Source organism: Paeniglutamicibacter antarcticus (genome assembly GCF_039544305.1).
Lineage (GTDB): Bacteria > Actinomycetota > Actinomycetes > Actinomycetales > Micrococcaceae > Paeniglutamicibacter > Paeniglutamicibacter antarcticus_C.
In genome coordinates this window covers 26629-41733 of sequence record NZ_BAABLK010000006.1, presented here as the reverse complement: position 1 = coordinate 41733, position 15105 = coordinate 26629, and the positions used below count along the sequence as shown (strand labels likewise).

Below are 15105 nucleotides of genomic sequence, written 5' to 3'. Positions count from 1 at the left end.
AAGATTGTGATCCCAAGTTGCGCTCCACGGGCCGGTGGTCGAAGATCCTGCGGCAAAAAACCCGACGTGCCCCGCCGGGTAAGCTTGGAGGCATGAGTGCAACATTGGTTTTGGTTCGGCACGGCGAAACGGCATGGAACGCCGAGGGCCGCCTTCAGGGGCAAACGGATATTCCGCTCAACGACCTGGGGCGCGCACAGGCCCACGCGGCGGGCCAGCGGCTCGGTGCCGATTCATGGGACATCCTTGTCTCCTCCACGCTGGGGCGGGCGGTGGAGACCGCGGAGTTGATCGGGCAGAATCTTGGCCTGGCATTGACCGAAAGGATCACTGGTCTTCAGGAGCGCAACTACGGCGACGCCGAAGGTGAAGTGGTCCGTGACCTTCCGCGCCCGCAGATCGATGCACTGCTGGGCTCCGGGGAGCCGGAGGAACGGGTGGCACACCGTGCACTGTTCGTGCTCCATGACTTGATCCAGCGTCACGAGGGCCAGCGGATCATTGCGGTGGCGCACGGAACATTGATCCGGGTGGCATTGGACGTGATCACCGGGGGAGCGAAGAGTAACATCTTGCGCAACGGCGAGTCTCTTCATGTGGATGTGCAGAAGCTGCGTGAGCACTTCCGCGAATCCGTCCGCTAAGGAACGCTTTTCCAAAACTCGGACCGCATGGACAACTTCCGCGCCTGCGACGAGAGCCCCTCCGGTACACCGGTTCCACGGGCTTCACCGCTTCCGCACCCCGGCACTGCGCGGTAGCTAAGCGTGGGCCTAGCGTGCGTCGCAGATCTGTTTGACCTGTTCGATGCACGGTTCGTTCTGCAGGCTGGTGGTGTCGCCCAATGCGCTGCCCTCAAAGAGTTGGGTCAGCAACCGACGCATGATCTTGCCCGAACGGGTCTTTGGCACGTCCGGGACGAAAACGATTTCGCGCGGCTTGGCAATAGGCCCGATCTGCGTTGCAACGTGGTCGCGCAACGCGGCGATGAGCTCTTGCTGCTTGGCCAAGGCCTCGCCTGAAAGGTCCGTGCCCACCACCGACTTGTCGAAGGGAACCACGAAAGCGGTGGCAGCATGCCCCGTCCGTGTATCCGGTGTAGGACAGACCCCTGCTTCGACGACGGACGGATGGGCCACCAGTGCGGATTCGATTTCGATGGTGGAGAGCCGGTGCCCGGAAATGTTGATGACATCGTCGGTGCGCCCCAGGATCCAGATGTCCCCGTCGGCATCGAAACGAGCGCCGTCCCCGGCCAGGAACCAGCCCTGTTCGGCGTACTTCTGCCAATACGAGGTGAAGTAGCGCTCGGGGTTGCCCCAGACCGTACGGGCCATCGCGGGCCCGGTCTTGGTCAGTACGATGTAGCCCTGAAGGTTCTTTTCCACGGTTTGTGCGGCATCGTCAACGATGTCGACACTGACACCGGGCAGGGCACGGGTGCCGCAACCGGGCTTGAACCCGGTGTCCTGCTGGCGGGGGGAGAGGATCGTGGCGCCGGTTTCCGACTGCCACCATGTATCGACCATCGGGATGCCGCTTTCGGTATCGCGTCCGACCTGGCTGCGCAGCCAGCGCCATGCCTCCGGGTTCACGGCTTCACCCACGGTTCCTGCCACCCTGATCGAGGACAGGTCATGCTCCGCAGGGATTCCGGCGGGAAACCATCCCATCAGCGAGCGAACCAACGTGGGTGCGGTGTAGTAACTTGTCACGCCGTAGCGCGCGATGATCTCGAAGTGGCGTCCAGGGTGCGGGGCATTGGGCACGCCCTCGTAGATGACCTGGGTGACCCCGTTGGACAGCGGCCCATAGATTTCATAGGTGTGGGCGGTAACCCAGGCCAGGTCAGCGGTGCACCAGTGGACGTCGTTGGCGCGCTGTTCCGGATCCGGGTTCGAGAAGAGGGCTTCGTGGCTCCACGACGCCTGGGTCAGGTAGCCGCCGGTGGTGTGGACCAGCCCCTTGGGCTGGCCGGTGGTACCGGAGGTGTACATGATGAACAGCGGGGTTTCAGAGTCGAAGGCCTCGGGGATAAGCGTGCTGTCGGCGGTGTCGACCACCTCATGCCACCACACATCGCGGTCCGCGGTCCAAGGGACCTCGCATCCGGTGCGGCGAAGCACCAGCACGTGCTCGATGTCGTTGTCCCCGGACACTGCCGCATCCGCGTTGTGCTTGACCGGAACGGCCTCGCCGCGACGGAATTGGCCGTCGGTGGTGACCAAGAGCTTCGCGCCGGTGTCTTCGACACGGAACTTCAACGCCTCGGCGGAGAAGCCGCCAAAAACCAACGAGTGCACGGCATCGATCCGGGCGCAGGCCAGGGTGATGACAACCGTCTCCACCAATACCGGTAGATATATGACCACGCGGTCGCCTTTGCCGATGCCCAGAAGAACCAATGCGTTGGTGGCCTTGGACACGCGGTCCTGCAGATCTTGGTATGTGACGGTAATGGTGTCGCCGGGCTCGCCCTCGAAATGCAGGGCGACCTTTGCCCCGCGACCTGCCTCGACATGGCGGTCAACGCAGTTGTAGGCGGCATTGAGCTTGCCGCCCTCAAACCAGCGCAGCTCGGGTCCCCGGCGTGCAGCTGTGTCCACACCGGTGCTGGTGTAGGTGGTGTGCCAGTCCTCGGACCAGTCAAGGCGCTTGGCGGCGTTGTCCCAAAATGCGAGGCGTTCCGCTTCGCTCCAGTTGGTCTCGTTGGTGATGTCCGCCGTGGCGGGGCAAAGGGTCTCAGTCATGGTGTTCTCCATCGGTCTTGGCATGAGCACTTCACCGTCTATGCGGTGCTTGCTGCGGCGTCACTGAGCCAGATCTCTAGGCCGCTCGGAATGGGTGGAGGCTACTCGCGGACGCCAGCCTGCCTACACGGCATTTTCGATGGCGCGCCCGGAGGATTCGTGCTCCGGATTCTCTTTGGAAGCCCGACCCGCAAAGTTTGATTCGCGTGATTCAGTGGCAAAGAACACTGACAAGGCGGCGCATAGGACGACGATGAACAGGACCATGGCAATCAACCCGTAGCCCGCCAACCAGCCTGCGGTGAAGACCAATGTCACAAGTGCAGCCAGTGCACCAAGACCGAATCGGACTGCCCGGCGGACCCGCCTCGGGTCGACGCTCAAACGCCAGGGAGAAGTGGCCAGGGTGACCAAGACCAAGGTTGCGACGTTTGCGAGCATACCGACCCAAACCGGGTGGGTGCCGAGGTAGAACGACGTCGCGGACCAGCCCGCGAGCTGGTTCCATATAATCCCGGCGCTGAAGCCCGTGACCATCGAGGCATAGGCCGCGCTACGGGTCGCCAATGGCCAGAAGAACACGGCCAACACCGGCGCCAGCGTTGCGCCGTTGCGAAGGGTCCAAGCCAAGACGTTCCACCAGGCGGACTGTTCCGTGCGCAAGATGCTAAAGAGGATCATGAGGGCAGTCAGGGCTACGAGCGACCACTGGGTATAGCGGACCAGCTGGACCTCGGTGGCTTTGGGATTTATGGCACTGCCGACGTCGCGGCCCAAGGATGTGGCCCCGGAGAACTGGCACGGACCCGCCCAACCCATGGCACAAGCCCAGACGCCGAGGAAAAATACACCTACCAGCGGAGCGGGAAGAACCTGCTCTATGTAGTGGGGGATTGCGACTAGGGCGAGGTCCTGCGCCGGCACAACCACCGCGGCGGAGGTGCCGATCAGAGCGCCGATAATGATGAATGGGACGCCGAATGCCGCCGCTGTGTAGAGGCCCTTTTGGCCGTCTTCCGGGGTACGGCAAGACATGGTCATCTGGAATGCGGCTTGGGCCAGCGGAACGTTCACGATGAAGGTTCCGAACCAAGCGACGATCAGCGAGATGCCGGCGTTGCCCGGATCAAACATCTGGGGGTTGGTTTCGGCGAATTCCCGCAGGCCGAAGAAACCTGGTTTCGCGAAGACCGCGTATGCGCCGACCAAGAGCATTCCCACGAAAACGAGGCAGTTCATGCTCTGGTTGAATGCCACCGAGCGCATCCCGCCGCTCCATAGGAAAGCCAGGAGCAACAGGGCTGTGACGATGACGGCCACATGCAGGCTAAGGCCAGTGAACGCCGTCAGTGCCGAGGCGAAGGCGATCGTGGTGGCCACCGACCACATGGGGAATGTGAAGGCTGTGATGACACCGGAGATTGCCTTGGCAACCCGACCGAAGCGGTCGCCGATGATGCCAGTGACCGTCACGACCAGCTTTTCTCGGAGAGGCTTCACCAACAGCAGGGCAATGAGCAATATCTGTACTGTTTCAGCCACTCCGTACCAAAGAGCTGAAACACCGGTACGGTAGCTCAGCTCCATGATGGCAATGTAGGATGAGCCGGAAAATAACCCGGTAATGCAGAAGGCGACCGTCCATGGACTGAAGGTCCTGCCACCGACGAAGAACCCCTTGGTCTTGCCCACGGCGCTCCGTTGCTGGGCGAGACGCCCTCCGGCGATCAGCAGAATCGTATAGGACAAGGCTAATCCGATGGTCCAGTATCCGGCGGCGCTCATGCGGAGGCCTCTTCATGCGAATTGATGGGGGTTTCCCGCGGCACATAGCCCAATGCGATGTTGCCGGCGTTTTCGGCGGCATGTTCTGTGACCTGGGTGGCAAAGACCCAGTTGATCTCTAAGTTCACTCCAGCGGCACTTACCAAGTTGATGGCGGGACAGCGGCGGTGAACTTGTTTTGTCAGGTCGTGTTTGACCGCGGCATCGTCAAGCTGTGTTTCAAGATGGACCTCCAGCCTGTACGAGTGGAAGAACGGTGAGACGTCTGCCGTCCCGGCGAAGCCGCGGGTGTCTTGGGTTGCTATCGAGTAAGTCTCCAGACGCGTGAATTCGATTCCCATTTCCTTGGCCGCCTGTTCAACGACCACGCTAACGCAACCGTTGAGGGCGCCTGCCATGAATTCCATGGGTGTCGGAGCAGTATCGGTGCCGCCCACGCGAAGCGGCTCATCGATATCGAATGAGAAGCTGCGGATATCGACAGTGGTTCGCATGTTCCCTTGCCAGGAACCCTTGGCGCGGATTCGCTTGTCATGGGAGCTGCCACTCTCGGGCGCTTCGGGGCGAGCTGAAGGGGAAGTCATGTTTTCTCCATCGGACCTGGCGGTAGCACCGGCCTCAAAGAGGTGGTTGCTGCGGCGTCAATGAGCCAGATCTCTCGGCCGCTCGGGATGGGTTACGCCTTCCATCAAAGTCGATGGGAAGCATAGGAGCAAACCCATGGGAATGTGACGAAACCTTCGACAGCACGGAAATATGCCTCTTCCGATCAAATGATCTGTGATGGAATGCAGAAATTTCGATGTTTCGCATTTTTGGCAATTCGACGAGCGGGATCTTGTCGTTGAGCCCGAGCACGAGTGTGCTGATCCGCGTGATCTCGCGGATAGGCGCGCCATCTGCCCATGTCGGTAATTAGCGCCGAATCACTCGGTCCCGCCCCATGCGGCGTCGAAGAACTAGCGGACCCAATGCCGGAGGCCCGCCGGGTCACTGGCCCTCCGGCGGAGCGCAAAAGTGCTTTGCCTTGTGATGCGCGCCTCGATTGTGACGGACGGGGTTGTCTTCGGCGCGAGAATCCATGTAGAAATGTGAACAACAACCATCCTGAGCGACCGAGAGATCTGGCTCCATGACGCCGCAGCAACCCCTCCCCTTAACTGGGCGGTAGGTGCTCACGCCAGAGTCGATGGAGAACGAATTATGGCTGCCGATGCACCTCTGCACACGTTTAATGTTGAAGGCGACCCGGAAATTTTTGGAGCCATCGATCTTGATGCGTTCACCGAAGCCACACCTGCCCGGCACCTGCTCAAGCTGACCCCGGGAGTGCCAGTGGATGGGCACTATGACGAGTTGGCTGCGATCTTCCGTCCGGTCTTCGCCAAGATCGCGGAAGGTGCCAGCGACCGCGACGCCACCCGGACCCTTCCCTTCGAGCAGGTCGGATGGCTGAACCGTGAACGTTTTGGTGCGCTGCGGATACCGGTTAACGACGGTGGATACGGGGCGAGTCTGCGGGACCTGTTCCGCCTGCTCATCGAACTCGGCGAGGCCGACTCCCAGGTGGCCCACCTCTGGCGCTCGCACTTTGGCTTCGTGGAAGCGGTGTTGCAGCTCGAAGACGACTCCATGCGCCATCGATGGATCGAGCGCATCACGGCTGGGCAGATCGTCGGCAACGCCTACACCGAGCGTGGCGGCAACCGGCTCGGTACATTGAACAGCACGATTGCCATGTCCGGGGAGCGGTGGATCCTCAACGGCGATAAATACTATTGCACCGGCACCATCTATGCAGATTGGGTGGCCGTCGCCGTCGCGCACCCAACCCGTGCCGGACGGCAGATTGCCGTGGTTTCCACCCAGCATTCCCGGGTCAAGATCTTTGATGACTGGGACGGTTTCGGGCAGCAGCTTACCGGGACCGGATCGACCACGTTCCAAGACGTTCCGGTGGACACGGTCCTTCCGGAGGAACAACAGATCAACGATCCTGAATCCGCGATATTCCAATTGGTGCTCCTTGCTGTGCAGGCAGGGATCAGCCGCGCGGTGCTTAACGATGTGCGCTCAGCGGTCCAGGCCAGGACCCGGAGCTTCAGCACCGGGACCGGTGTTCCGGTCCGCGAAGAACCCCAGGTGTTGCAGTTGGTTGGTGAGATCTCCGGGACTGCTTTCGCCGTAGATTCGATCGTGTTGGCCGCGGTCGCTGAGGTCGAGGTTGCGTTGGGCGATCCGTCGCTGAGCCCGGCCGAACGGTTCGCCGTATGTGAACTTGCCGCCGACCGTGCCCAAGCCATCGTGCAACCACTGGTCCTATCGGCCGCCACCAAGCTCTTTGACGGCTTGGGTGCTTCAGCCACCTCAAGGCATTGCAACCTGGACCGGCACTGGCGCAACGCCCGTACCGTAGCCACTCACAACCCGGCGATCTACAAGTCGCGCATCATTGGCGACTACGAAGTCAACGGGACCGCGCCTCAACAACTCAACGCCATCGGCGACGTGGGCCCGGGCCCCGGCACGCACCTTTCCTAGCTGGTCCCCGGCCAAAAGCCACCCCACCGGTTCGACAGGATTCGAATCGGCAAACATCCACCTCTTTCGCAAAGGACAAACCCATGAGCAACCCACCTGCCAAGCGCCAGATCCGTTTCAACGCCTTCGACATGAATTGCGTGGGACACCAGTCCCCGGGATTGTGGAGGCACCCGAAGGACAAGTCCGCGAACTACAAGGACCTGTCCTACTGGACCGATCTCGCCAAGACCTTGGAGAAGGGCAAGTTCGATGGCATCTTCATCGCCGACGTGCTGGGCACCTACGACGTTTTCGGCGGCTCCAACGAGGTCCCGCTGCGTGCCGGCACGCAGGTTCCGGTCAACGACCCGTTCATGCTTGTATCGGCCATGGCCTCGGTGACCGAGAACCTCGGCTTTGGCGTCACCGCAGGCACCGCCTATGAGCACCCGTACCCGTTTGCCCGCCGACTGGCGACCCTCGACCACCTGACCAAGGGCCGCATCGGCTGGAACGTGGTGACCGGGTACCTCCCCTCAGCCGCCCGGAACATGGGCCAGGAGGACCAGCTCGAGCACGACGAGCGCTACAACCACGCCGACGAGTACATGGAAGTCGTCTACAAGCTGCTCGAGGGATCCTGGGAAGAGGACGCCGTGGTGCGCGATGCCGAGCGCGGGATCTTCACCGATCCGTCCAAGGTCCACGACATCAAACACGAGGGCAAGTACTTCAAGGTCCCGGGCATCGCGATCACCGAGCCCAGCCCGCAGCGCACCCCGGTGGTGTTCCAGGCAGGCACCTCCCCGCGCGGACTGAAGTTCGCGTCCGAAAACGCGGAGGCTGTCTTCGTGACCTCGCCGACCAAGGAGCTGCTCAAGGAGACCGTCACCAAGGTCCGTGACGCGGCCGAGACGGCCGGGCGTGGACGATACGACGTGCGGATCTACGCCATGCAGACCATCATCACGGACGTGGACAGCGCCGCGGCGCAGGCCAAGTTCGAGGACTATAAGTCCTATGCCGACATCGACGGCGCCCTCGCGCTGATCTCGGGCTGGATGGGCATCGACCTGTCCACCTATGCCCCGGACGACGTCATCGGCAACGATGTAAAGTCCAATGCGATCCAGTCTTCGGTGGCGACCTTCCAGAAGGCCAGCGGGGATGCCGGCAACCCGTGGACGATCCGCCAGCTTGCCGAATGGGTGGGTGTTGGCGGCTTCGGCCCCATCACCGTCGGTTCCCCGGCGGAGGTGGCCGACAAGCTCATCGAATGGGTCCAGGACACCGACGTTGATGGATTCAACTTGGCTTACGCCATCACGCCGGGCACCTTCGAGGACATCGTCGAATTCATCGTTCCTGAGCTGCAGGCCCGTGGCGTATACCCGAAGGACTACGTCGAAGGCACGCTGCGCAACAAGCTCTTTGGCCGGGGCGACCGGGTCGAGGATTCGCACCGTGCGGCGAACTACCGGTTCTCCAACGCGCTTCTCAGCTAGGCCGCGGACGCTCAGATGAAATCTTGGGAGTGGTCACACCATGGTGTGTCCACTCCCAAGGCCTTTCATGCGGCAAGGCTGACCACCAGGTTGATGGTGGTGGCCAGGATGCCGGTGCCGAAAAGAAATGCCAGCAAACTGTGACGCAGGACCGCCGAACGCATCTCGCGCGTGGTGATGGAGGTGTCCGAGACCTGGTAGGTCATGCCCACGCTGAAGGCCATGTAAGCGATGTCGGTGTACTGCGGCGGCTCGTCCTGGTTGAAATCGATCCCCCCTGGTGCACCGGCGTAGTAGATCCTGGCGTAACGCAGCGTGTAAAGGGTATGGACCATCAACCACGACATTGCGGTGCAGGTCAAAGCCAACAGGGCCAGGGGCAACCTGGCCGATGCGCTCAGGTTGCTGCCGCTGGCCATCACCAACGCCACTGCGGCCAGCGACCCGATGGCGGCCAGGATGATCAACAGGTCGGTTACCTGCACCCCCGGGTCTTCTTCCTGGGCGTCGTCGCAAGTGCGTGCGTGACCCATCGATGCAATGGTCAGCCAAACCGATGCGTTGTAGATCAGTGCCGCCGCTGTCCATCCAACGGCCGGCGCGTAGTTCCACTGGCCCAGGACCCCGGCTAATCCGGCGGCGGTGATTCCGCCGACGAGCATTCCCAGCAAGCGCATCCTTCGATGCCTTGCACGCCGTGTGCGTGTGCCTTTCATGAGGTGATCTTGCCACGTTCCGTAACTGGACGCTGGTTTCGGATTATGGTTCACACCTCGGTTGGCACACGTGCAGCGGCGGTGTTCCGAGCGAATCCGGACGCAGCGCCAAAGCCCTGCAGATGGACCCGCCGAGATTGGCGTCATGCAGCGTTGTCAGCTTGCAAGCCTCTGGCGATCAGCCCGAATCCGAACAAGGACCGGATTATCAACATGACCAGCCCATGACGCAAGAATGATTACGTTGACGCTTCACAGTCCGACTTGTAAAGATTTATGACATGAATACGCCTCACAATCGACGCTATGCGTCGGTTTGTTTCACGGAAGCGACCTTTCGGTTGGTCATATCGAAGAATCTGCAACAGACTTGAATGGTTCGACAGTGGCGCAAGGCTACACCCGAACACACCATCCAGAGCGGCTGAGAGACCTGGCTCGTTGACGCCGCAGCAACCACCCCCGTCATTGGGGACCGGTGCTACCGCCAGGACCGATGGAGATAGCCAAACTCTGCGCCGGTCCACTACGAACCGTCATGCCCATGACGGTAAGCGGACGACCAGCCATGTGGCGGCATTCCTCGGGTTAACCGAGAGGGAACACCATGGGCAACACCAACCCACCTGCGAAGCGACGTCGCAACGCCGGTACCGGCGTCAAGGTCCTGACGATGCTCGCCGCGGCAACGCTCGCGCTCAGTGCATGCGGATCGGGGACACAAGACGCCGGCAATGCAGCACCGAACAGTCCCATCGGCAATGAGCCGGTGCAGGGCGGAGCCTTCGTTTTTGCGGAGGTGACTCCCATCAGCAACTGGCAGACACAGGCCGCACGCTTCTATGAGAAAGCGAACGTACTCAACAGCCTTCTTGACCGCCTGACGTATTTCGATGCCGAATCGGGCAAGCTCGTGGGCTGGATAGCCTCCGACTTCACCGCCAACAAGGACCAGACCGAATTCACCTTCACGATTCGTGACGGGGTCAGCTTCTCCGATGGCACCGCCCTTAATGCCCAGGCTGTCAAGAAGAACCTGGATGCCTTGGGGCTTGGGGTCAAGGCCGCCCAGATCGCACCGAACGTGGACTTTGGTGCCTACAAATCCGCAGAGGTCATCGGGAAGAACCAGGTCAAGGTGACGCTCAAGGCGCCCGACGCTAACTTCCTGCGTGCCACCTCCTCCGTAACAGCCGGTCTTGTCTCCCCTGACACACTCAAGCTCGACAACGCTGGACAGTCTGCGATCGCCAAGATCATCGGATCCGGGCCCTTCGTATTCGAATCCGAAAAGACCGATGAGGAAGTCACCTTCGCCAAGCGCGAGGACTACAAGTGGGCACCGGAGAGCGCGGCGAACCAGGGAGCCGCATACCTGGACTCTCTTGTGGTGAAGTACCTGCCCGAGGTTGCCCATCGTGCTGGAGCGGTACAGAACAGGCCAGGTCGACCTGGTGCGCGGGCTGCAGCCGGTCGATGAGCAGGCGCTCAAGAGCAGCGGGGACAATGTGTTGCCAGCCCAAGGCGTTGATTTGACGACCAACATGGCCGCGGTGCGCATCGGCAGCGGCAAGCTTACCGATGCCAAAGTCCGCCAGGCGCTCCAAGCAGGCATCGATCGGCAGTCCATCAAGGACACCGTCCTCTCCGAGAGCTATGTCGTGGCAGATTCGGTGCTGAACCACGCAGCGCCCGGTTTCATCGACCTTTCCGCGGACCTGGCCTACGAGCCGGAAAAATCCAAGTCGCTCCTCGATGAAGCCGGCTGGGTTGTTGGTGCCGACGGCGTGCGCGAAAAGGATGGCAAGAAGCTGGAGGTCACAGTGACCAGCTCCAACAACTCGGTGGTCATCAAGCCGGCATTCGAGCTCATCGAACAACAGTGGCGTGAAATTGGTGTCAAGCTCATCAACCGTGCCTCGGACAACACGTTCCTTGCCACCGCAATGATCGACCCCAACATCGAGTTCTTCGGAACCCGCCAATTCGCATACGGGGGACTTGGACCGGTCTTCGGTCCCGAGAACAACACCCAGACCCTCAACGCCGACACCGAGCTCAACGCCCTGTTTGCCAAGGAACGCGCAGCGACCAGCGAAGCGGAGCACAACGAACTCATCGCCGAGGAACAGCGCCAGCTCGTCAGTGAGAAGGCACTGGCCTTGGTCCTTTGGGACGAGGTCCAGGTCTACGGCGGCAATTCAGACGCCCACGTCGAGTTCACCTCCGGAACCGCCCCGATCTTCCAGGGCGCCTGGAAGACCGGAAAGTAGCTGACCCATGGCCGCATACATCGCCCGCCGCATCGGACAAGCCTTGCTGGTCATTTGGCTTGCCTACACATTGGTCTTCCTGGCCGTGCAGTTGCTTCCAAATGACCCCGTAACGATTTTCCTGTCGGCTGATGCCGCGGCCGACCCAGCAACCATCGCAGCGATGAAGGCCCAGTATGGATACGACCAGCCACTTTTGGTGCAGTACGCCAGCCAGCTGGCGGGTCTCTTTCGCGGAGACTTCGGCTATTCCCTGGCCTCGGGCCAGCCCGTCGCCGAGCGCATCGGTGCCGTGGTCGGTTCGACGCTATTGCTGGCAACAAGCGCCTTTGCCACGGCTGTGGTGTTTGCCGTTGTGCTGGTCGCTTCGGCCACGTTGGCTCGTCGGACGTGGTTGAAGCGGTTCATCGTCAACTTGCCGCCTCTCTTTGCCGCGGTGCCGGTGTTTTGGCTGGGCCTGGTGCTCCTGCAGGTCCTCTCGATCCAGTTTGGCGTGATGTCGCTTTTCCCGGATGGGTCCTTCGCCTCCATCGCCGTTCCCGTCCTGGTCCTGGCGATCCATGTTTCCGCCCCGATTGCCCAGGTGCTGCTCAAAAGCGTCGAGAACGTCTACGCGCAGCCGTTCGTGGACGTACTGCGGGCCAAGGGCGCTTCGGAATCGTGGATCTTCTTTCGCCACACCCTGAAGAACGCTGCGGCACCGGCCATGACCATCAGCGGCATCACCGTAGGAACACTGCTGGCCGGTTCGGTGATCACCGAGACGGTGTTTGCACGATCAGGCCTGGGACAAGTGGTGCTGCAATCCGTGACGGCACAAGATGTTGCGCTGGTCCAAGGCCTGGTGCTGCTCACCGCAACGGCCTTCGTCACCGTGAATCTCGTGGTCGACCTGATCTACCCGCTATTGGATCCACGGATCCTCAAGAGTGGAACGCACGGTGCGCCGCGCGCGCTCGTTGCCTAAGAAAGAACGGAGAGAACCCGCATGAGCATCAAGCTAGAGGAACCGCTGGCACAAGTTGACGCGCACCGGTTGGCCTCGATGGACAGCCTGCCTGCTGCCGGGCACCTACCAAGCCCGAAACCCAAGCCAGGGGCGCTTCGGTCCCCGGTTTTCTGGCTGACCTGCGCGCCGTTGGCCATCGTCCTTGGCTGGGCGCTGTTCCCCGCGATCTTTAGCGGGTTCGATCCCATCAGCGGTGTTCCGGCGGAAAAATTCCGGGCTCCTGGAGCCGAATATTGGTTTGGCACCGACCACCTGGGACGCGACATGTTCGCCCGGGTGGTTCACGGAACCAGCCAAACATTGGTGACGGCAGGTCTCGCCGTCACCATCGGCCTGGTGGCCGGTACCGGGCTGGGGCTTCTGGCAGCGACGGCGGGCCGCGCTGTAGATGCACTGACCATGCGTCTGGTCGATGTCCTGCTGGCTGTGCCCGGATTCCTGATCTCGCTGATCATCGTCACGGCATTTGCCCCGGGGCCGATCTCATTGGGCATCGGCGTAGGCATCGCATCCATTGCGTCATTTGCCCGGGTGGTCCGTTCCGAGGTACTGCGGGTGCGCAGCCTCGACTACGTTGAAGCGGCGTTCATGAACGGCGGAACCTACTTCTCCGTGGTCTTCAAACACATCCTTCCCAATTCATGCGGCCCCGTGCTGGCGCTTTTGGTGGTGGACCTCGGCGTGGCGATCCTCGCCATTTCGGGCCTGGGATTCCTGGGTTTCGGGTCGCCGCCGCCCACCCCGGAATGGGGACTGCTCATTGCCGAGGGCCGGCAATACCTTGCCTCTGCATGGTGGCTCACCACCCTGCCCGGCCTGGTAATCGTCGCCGTGGTCATCCTGCTGGCGGGCTTGGGCCGCCAGCTACACAAGATCTTCCGTTTCTAGTGAAAGGCAATGCCATGAGCACCAAAGCCCAAGCGCCCGCGTTGTTGGACATCCACGGACTGAGCGTCCAATACGGCAGCGGAGCCGAATCCGTCACGGCGGCGGAGAACATCGACCTCACGCTGAAGGCCGGTGAGATCGTTGCCTTGGTGGGTGAATCGGGATCCGGGAAATCCACGCTGTCCAAGGCCATCATCGGGTTGCTGCCGGCCTCGGCAAAGATACTCGACGGGACGATCACCCTTTGGGGAGAGGACCTGCTCACCCGCTCGACCAAGGAATTTGAACAAATCCGCGGACGCCGCATCGGCATGATCCCACAGGACCCGGGAGCTTCGCTGGACCCGGTCAAGACCATCGGATCACAGGTAGGGGAGGTTTTTCGTCTGCATCGGCGTGGCCGAAAGCACTCAAAGGCGGAGCTGCGCTCCGAGGTGCTGAGGTTGCTGGAACTCGTTGGCATCGACCGCCCGGCCCAGCGCATCGTCCAATACCCGCACGAACTCTCCGGCGGACTGAAGCAACGAGTCCTCATCGCCATTGCCTTCGCCCTGAAACCGGAGTTGCTGATTGCCGATGAACCGACCTCCGCCCTCGATGTGACTGTTCAGCAAACCGTGCTGGAGGTCTTCACCAGGCTCGCCCGCGACATGGGAACGGCGGTGATATTCGTGACCCACGACCTCGCCGTCGCCACAGACATCGCCGACCGCATCGTGGTCATGAAACATGGGCGCATCCGCGAAGACCGCCCGGTGCGCGAGATCCTCTCTAAACCCGAAGATCCCTACACCCGACTGCTGCTTGCCGAGGCCGCTCCGAGTGACCCCGCCGTCCGTACCACCGGGCGCGAGGGGAACATCGAGGTCCCGGCCATTGAGGTCCTTGGGCTGAAAAAGGTCTACGGCAATGGAAAAGACGCCCATGCGGCTGTCGAGGCGGTTTCCTTTGCGGTACGTCCGGGCACCACCTTCTCCCTGGTGGGTGAATCGGGATCCGGCAAATCCACCACGGCGCGGATGGTCATGCGTCTGCTCGAACCGAGCGCGGGAACCGTGAGGATCCATGGGCAAGATGTGACAAAGCTTCGCGGGGCCGGAAAACGGGATCTCTGGCGCAGCCTGCAACTCGTCTACCAAAACCCGGATTCCGCCTTGGATCCGCGACACACGGTGTCCCGGATCATCAGCGAACCCCTGAAAAACTACAAAGTCGGGAGCAAGGCCGAACGAGAGATCCGCGTGGCAGAGCTGTTGGACGCGGTCAACCTACCTGCCCGCATGGCAACACTCGGCGCCAAGGAACTCTCCGGGGGCCAGCGCCAACGCGTTGCCATCGCCCGGGCGCTGGCACTTGGGGCAAAGACGCTGGTGCTCGATGAGGCCCTTTCGGCCCTCGACGTCCTGACCCAGGCGCAGGTCCTGTCCCTGCTCGAAGACCTGCAGGTCACACAGGGTCTGTCATACCTGTTCATTTCCCACGACCTTCACGTGGTGGAACGGATCTCCCATGATGTGGGGGTCATGCGCAGGGGCCGGCTCGTCGAGGTAGGCCCGGCAGCACAGGTCTTTGGAAGCCCGGTGAGCGAATACACCAAGCTGTTGCTGGATTCGAACCCCGGGCAGCTATTGCGCGAGCTGGCAAACAACTGACTTT

At 61.6% G+C, this 15105-nt stretch carries 12 protein-coding genes and 3 riboswitches; of the genes, 8 read left to right on the top strand and 4 right to left on the bottom strand.

Annotated features, from left to right (window positions below; genetic code table 11):
• Positions 1 to 92: 92 nt before the first annotated feature.
• Positions 93 to 644 carry a histidine phosphatase family protein gene (locus ABEA12_RS01665; protein ID WP_210102133.1) on the top strand — a complete coding sequence of 184 codons (552 nt, stop codon included), beginning with the start codon at positions 93 to 95 and terminating at the stop codon, positions 642 to 644.
• 129 nt (positions 645 to 773) lie between these two features.
• Here ABEA12_RS01665 and acs read toward each other — a convergent pair whose 3' ends face one another.
• The 3 genes from acs to ABEA12_RS01650 all read right to left on the bottom strand — a co-directional run bounded on the left by acs (position 774) and on the right by ABEA12_RS01650 (position 5119).
• Entirely contained in the window at positions 774 to 2750 is a 1977-nt protein-coding gene (acs, locus tag ABEA12_RS01660; protein WP_210102132.1) for an acetate--CoA ligase, read from the bottom strand.
• A 123-nt stretch (positions 2751 to 2873) separates the two neighbouring features.
• Positions 2874 to 4535, bottom strand: coding sequence for a sodium:solute symporter family protein (locus ABEA12_RS01655; RefSeq protein WP_210102131.1), 1662 nt, complete (start codon positions 4533 to 4535; stop codon positions 2874 to 2876).
• On the bottom strand, positions 4532 to 5119 hold the full coding sequence (locus tag ABEA12_RS01650; protein ID WP_210102130.1) for an OsmC family protein: 588 nt from the start codon (positions 5117 to 5119) through the stop codon (positions 4532 to 4534). Before ABEA12_RS01650 ends, ABEA12_RS01655 begins: the two co-directional genes overlap by 4 nt.
• A 4-nt stretch (positions 5120 to 5123) precedes the next feature.
• A riboswitch (SAM riboswitch) is annotated at positions 5124 to 5213 on the bottom strand.
• Positions 5214 to 5634: 421 nt separating this feature from the next.
• A riboswitch (SAM riboswitch) is annotated at positions 5635 to 5731 on the top strand.
• Positions 5732 to 5738: 7 nt separating this feature from the next.
• Between ABEA12_RS01650 and ABEA12_RS01645 the strand changes: the two genes are divergently transcribed.
• Complete coding sequence (locus ABEA12_RS01645) at positions 5739 to 7076, top strand: acyl-CoA dehydrogenase family protein (RefSeq protein ID WP_210102129.1); 1338 nt, start codon at positions 5739 to 5741, stop codon at positions 7074 to 7076.
• An 83-nt stretch (positions 7077 to 7159) separates the two neighbouring features.
• Positions 7160 to 8563, top strand: a complete 1404-nt coding sequence (locus tag ABEA12_RS01640) for an LLM class flavin-dependent oxidoreductase (RefSeq protein ID WP_210102128.1) — start codon at positions 7160 to 7162, stop codon at positions 8561 to 8563.
• A gap of 65 nt (positions 8564 to 8628) precedes the next feature.
• Here the strand turns inward: ABEA12_RS01640 and ABEA12_RS01635 are convergent, their stop codons facing one another.
• A complete protein-coding gene (locus ABEA12_RS01635; RefSeq protein ID WP_345466044.1) occupies positions 8629 to 9240 on the bottom strand; it encodes a DUF1345 domain-containing protein in 612 nt (203 codons plus the stop codon).
• 447 nt (positions 9241 to 9687) lie between these two features.
• Positions 9688 to 9782, top strand: a riboswitch (SAM riboswitch).
• A gap of 104 nt (positions 9783 to 9886) precedes the next feature.
• On the opposite strand from ABEA12_RS01635, the gene ABEA12_RS01630 reads away from it, so the two are divergent.
• From ABEA12_RS01630 to ABEA12_RS01610, 5 genes are read left to right on the top strand one after another with little or no spacing between them, the layout of a single operon-like run.
• Positions 9887 to 10759 carry an ABC transporter substrate-binding protein gene (locus ABEA12_RS01630; protein WP_345466041.1) on the top strand — a complete coding sequence of 291 codons (873 nt, stop codon included), beginning with the start codon at positions 9887 to 9889 and terminating at the stop codon, positions 10757 to 10759.
• Positions 10698 to 11552, top strand: a complete 855-nt coding sequence (locus ABEA12_RS01625) for an ABC transporter substrate-binding protein (RefSeq protein WP_345466038.1) — start codon at positions 10698 to 10700, stop codon at positions 11550 to 11552. The genes ABEA12_RS01630 and ABEA12_RS01625 overlap by 62 nt, the downstream gene beginning before the upstream one ends.
• A 7-nt stretch (positions 11553 to 11559) precedes the next feature.
• Positions 11560 to 12519, top strand: coding sequence for an ABC transporter permease (locus ABEA12_RS01620; protein WP_210102127.1), 960 nt, complete (start codon positions 11560 to 11562; stop codon positions 12517 to 12519).
• Positions 12520 to 12540: 21 nt separating this feature from the next.
• Positions 12541 to 13449 (top strand): ABC transporter permease, encoded by a 909-nt coding sequence (locus ABEA12_RS01615; RefSeq protein ID WP_210102126.1) that lies wholly within the window; start codon positions 12541 to 12543, stop codon positions 13447 to 13449.
• Between the two features lie 14 nt (positions 13450 to 13463).
• Positions 13464 to 15101: a dipeptide ABC transporter ATP-binding protein gene (locus tag ABEA12_RS01610; RefSeq protein ID WP_210102125.1), complete on the top strand. Its 1638-nt coding sequence runs from the start codon at positions 13464 to 13466 to the stop codon at positions 15099 to 15101.
• The last annotated feature ends 4 nt before the right edge of the window (positions 15102 to 15105 follow it).

Coding starts and splice junctions, on each gene's coding strand:
- ABEA12_RS01665 (WP_210102133.1), top strand. CDS start 93: ATGAGTGCAACATTGGTTTTGGTTCGGCACGGCGAAACGGCATGGAAC.
- acs (WP_210102132.1), bottom strand. CDS start 2,750: ATGACTGAGACCCTTTGCCCCGCCACGGCGGACATCACCAACGAGACC.
- ABEA12_RS01655 (WP_210102131.1), bottom strand. CDS start 4,535: ATGAGCGCCGCCGGATACTGGACCATCGGATTAGCCTTGTCCTATACG.
- ABEA12_RS01650 (WP_210102130.1), bottom strand. CDS start 5,119: ATGACTTCCCCTTCAGCTCGCCCCGAAGCGCCCGAGAGTGGCAGCTCC.
- ABEA12_RS01645 (WP_210102129.1), top strand. CDS start 5,739: ATGGCTGCCGATGCACCTCTGCACACGTTTAATGTTGAAGGCGACCCG.
- ABEA12_RS01640 (WP_210102128.1), top strand. CDS start 7,160: ATGAGCAACCCACCTGCCAAGCGCCAGATCCGTTTCAACGCCTTCGAC.
- ABEA12_RS01635 (WP_345466044.1), bottom strand. CDS start 9,240: ATGCGCTTGCTGGGAATGCTCGTCGGCGGAATCACCGCCGCCGGATTA.
- ABEA12_RS01630 (WP_345466041.1), top strand. CDS start 9,887: ATGGGCAACACCAACCCACCTGCGAAGCGACGTCGCAACGCCGGTACC.
- ABEA12_RS01620 (WP_210102127.1), top strand. CDS start 11,560: ATGGCCGCATACATCGCCCGCCGCATCGGACAAGCCTTGCTGGTCATT.
- ABEA12_RS01615 (WP_210102126.1), top strand. CDS start 12,541: ATGAGCATCAAGCTAGAGGAACCGCTGGCACAAGTTGACGCGCACCGG.
- ABEA12_RS01610 (WP_210102125.1), top strand. CDS start 13,464: ATGAGCACCAAAGCCCAAGCGCCCGCGTTGTTGGACATCCACGGACTG.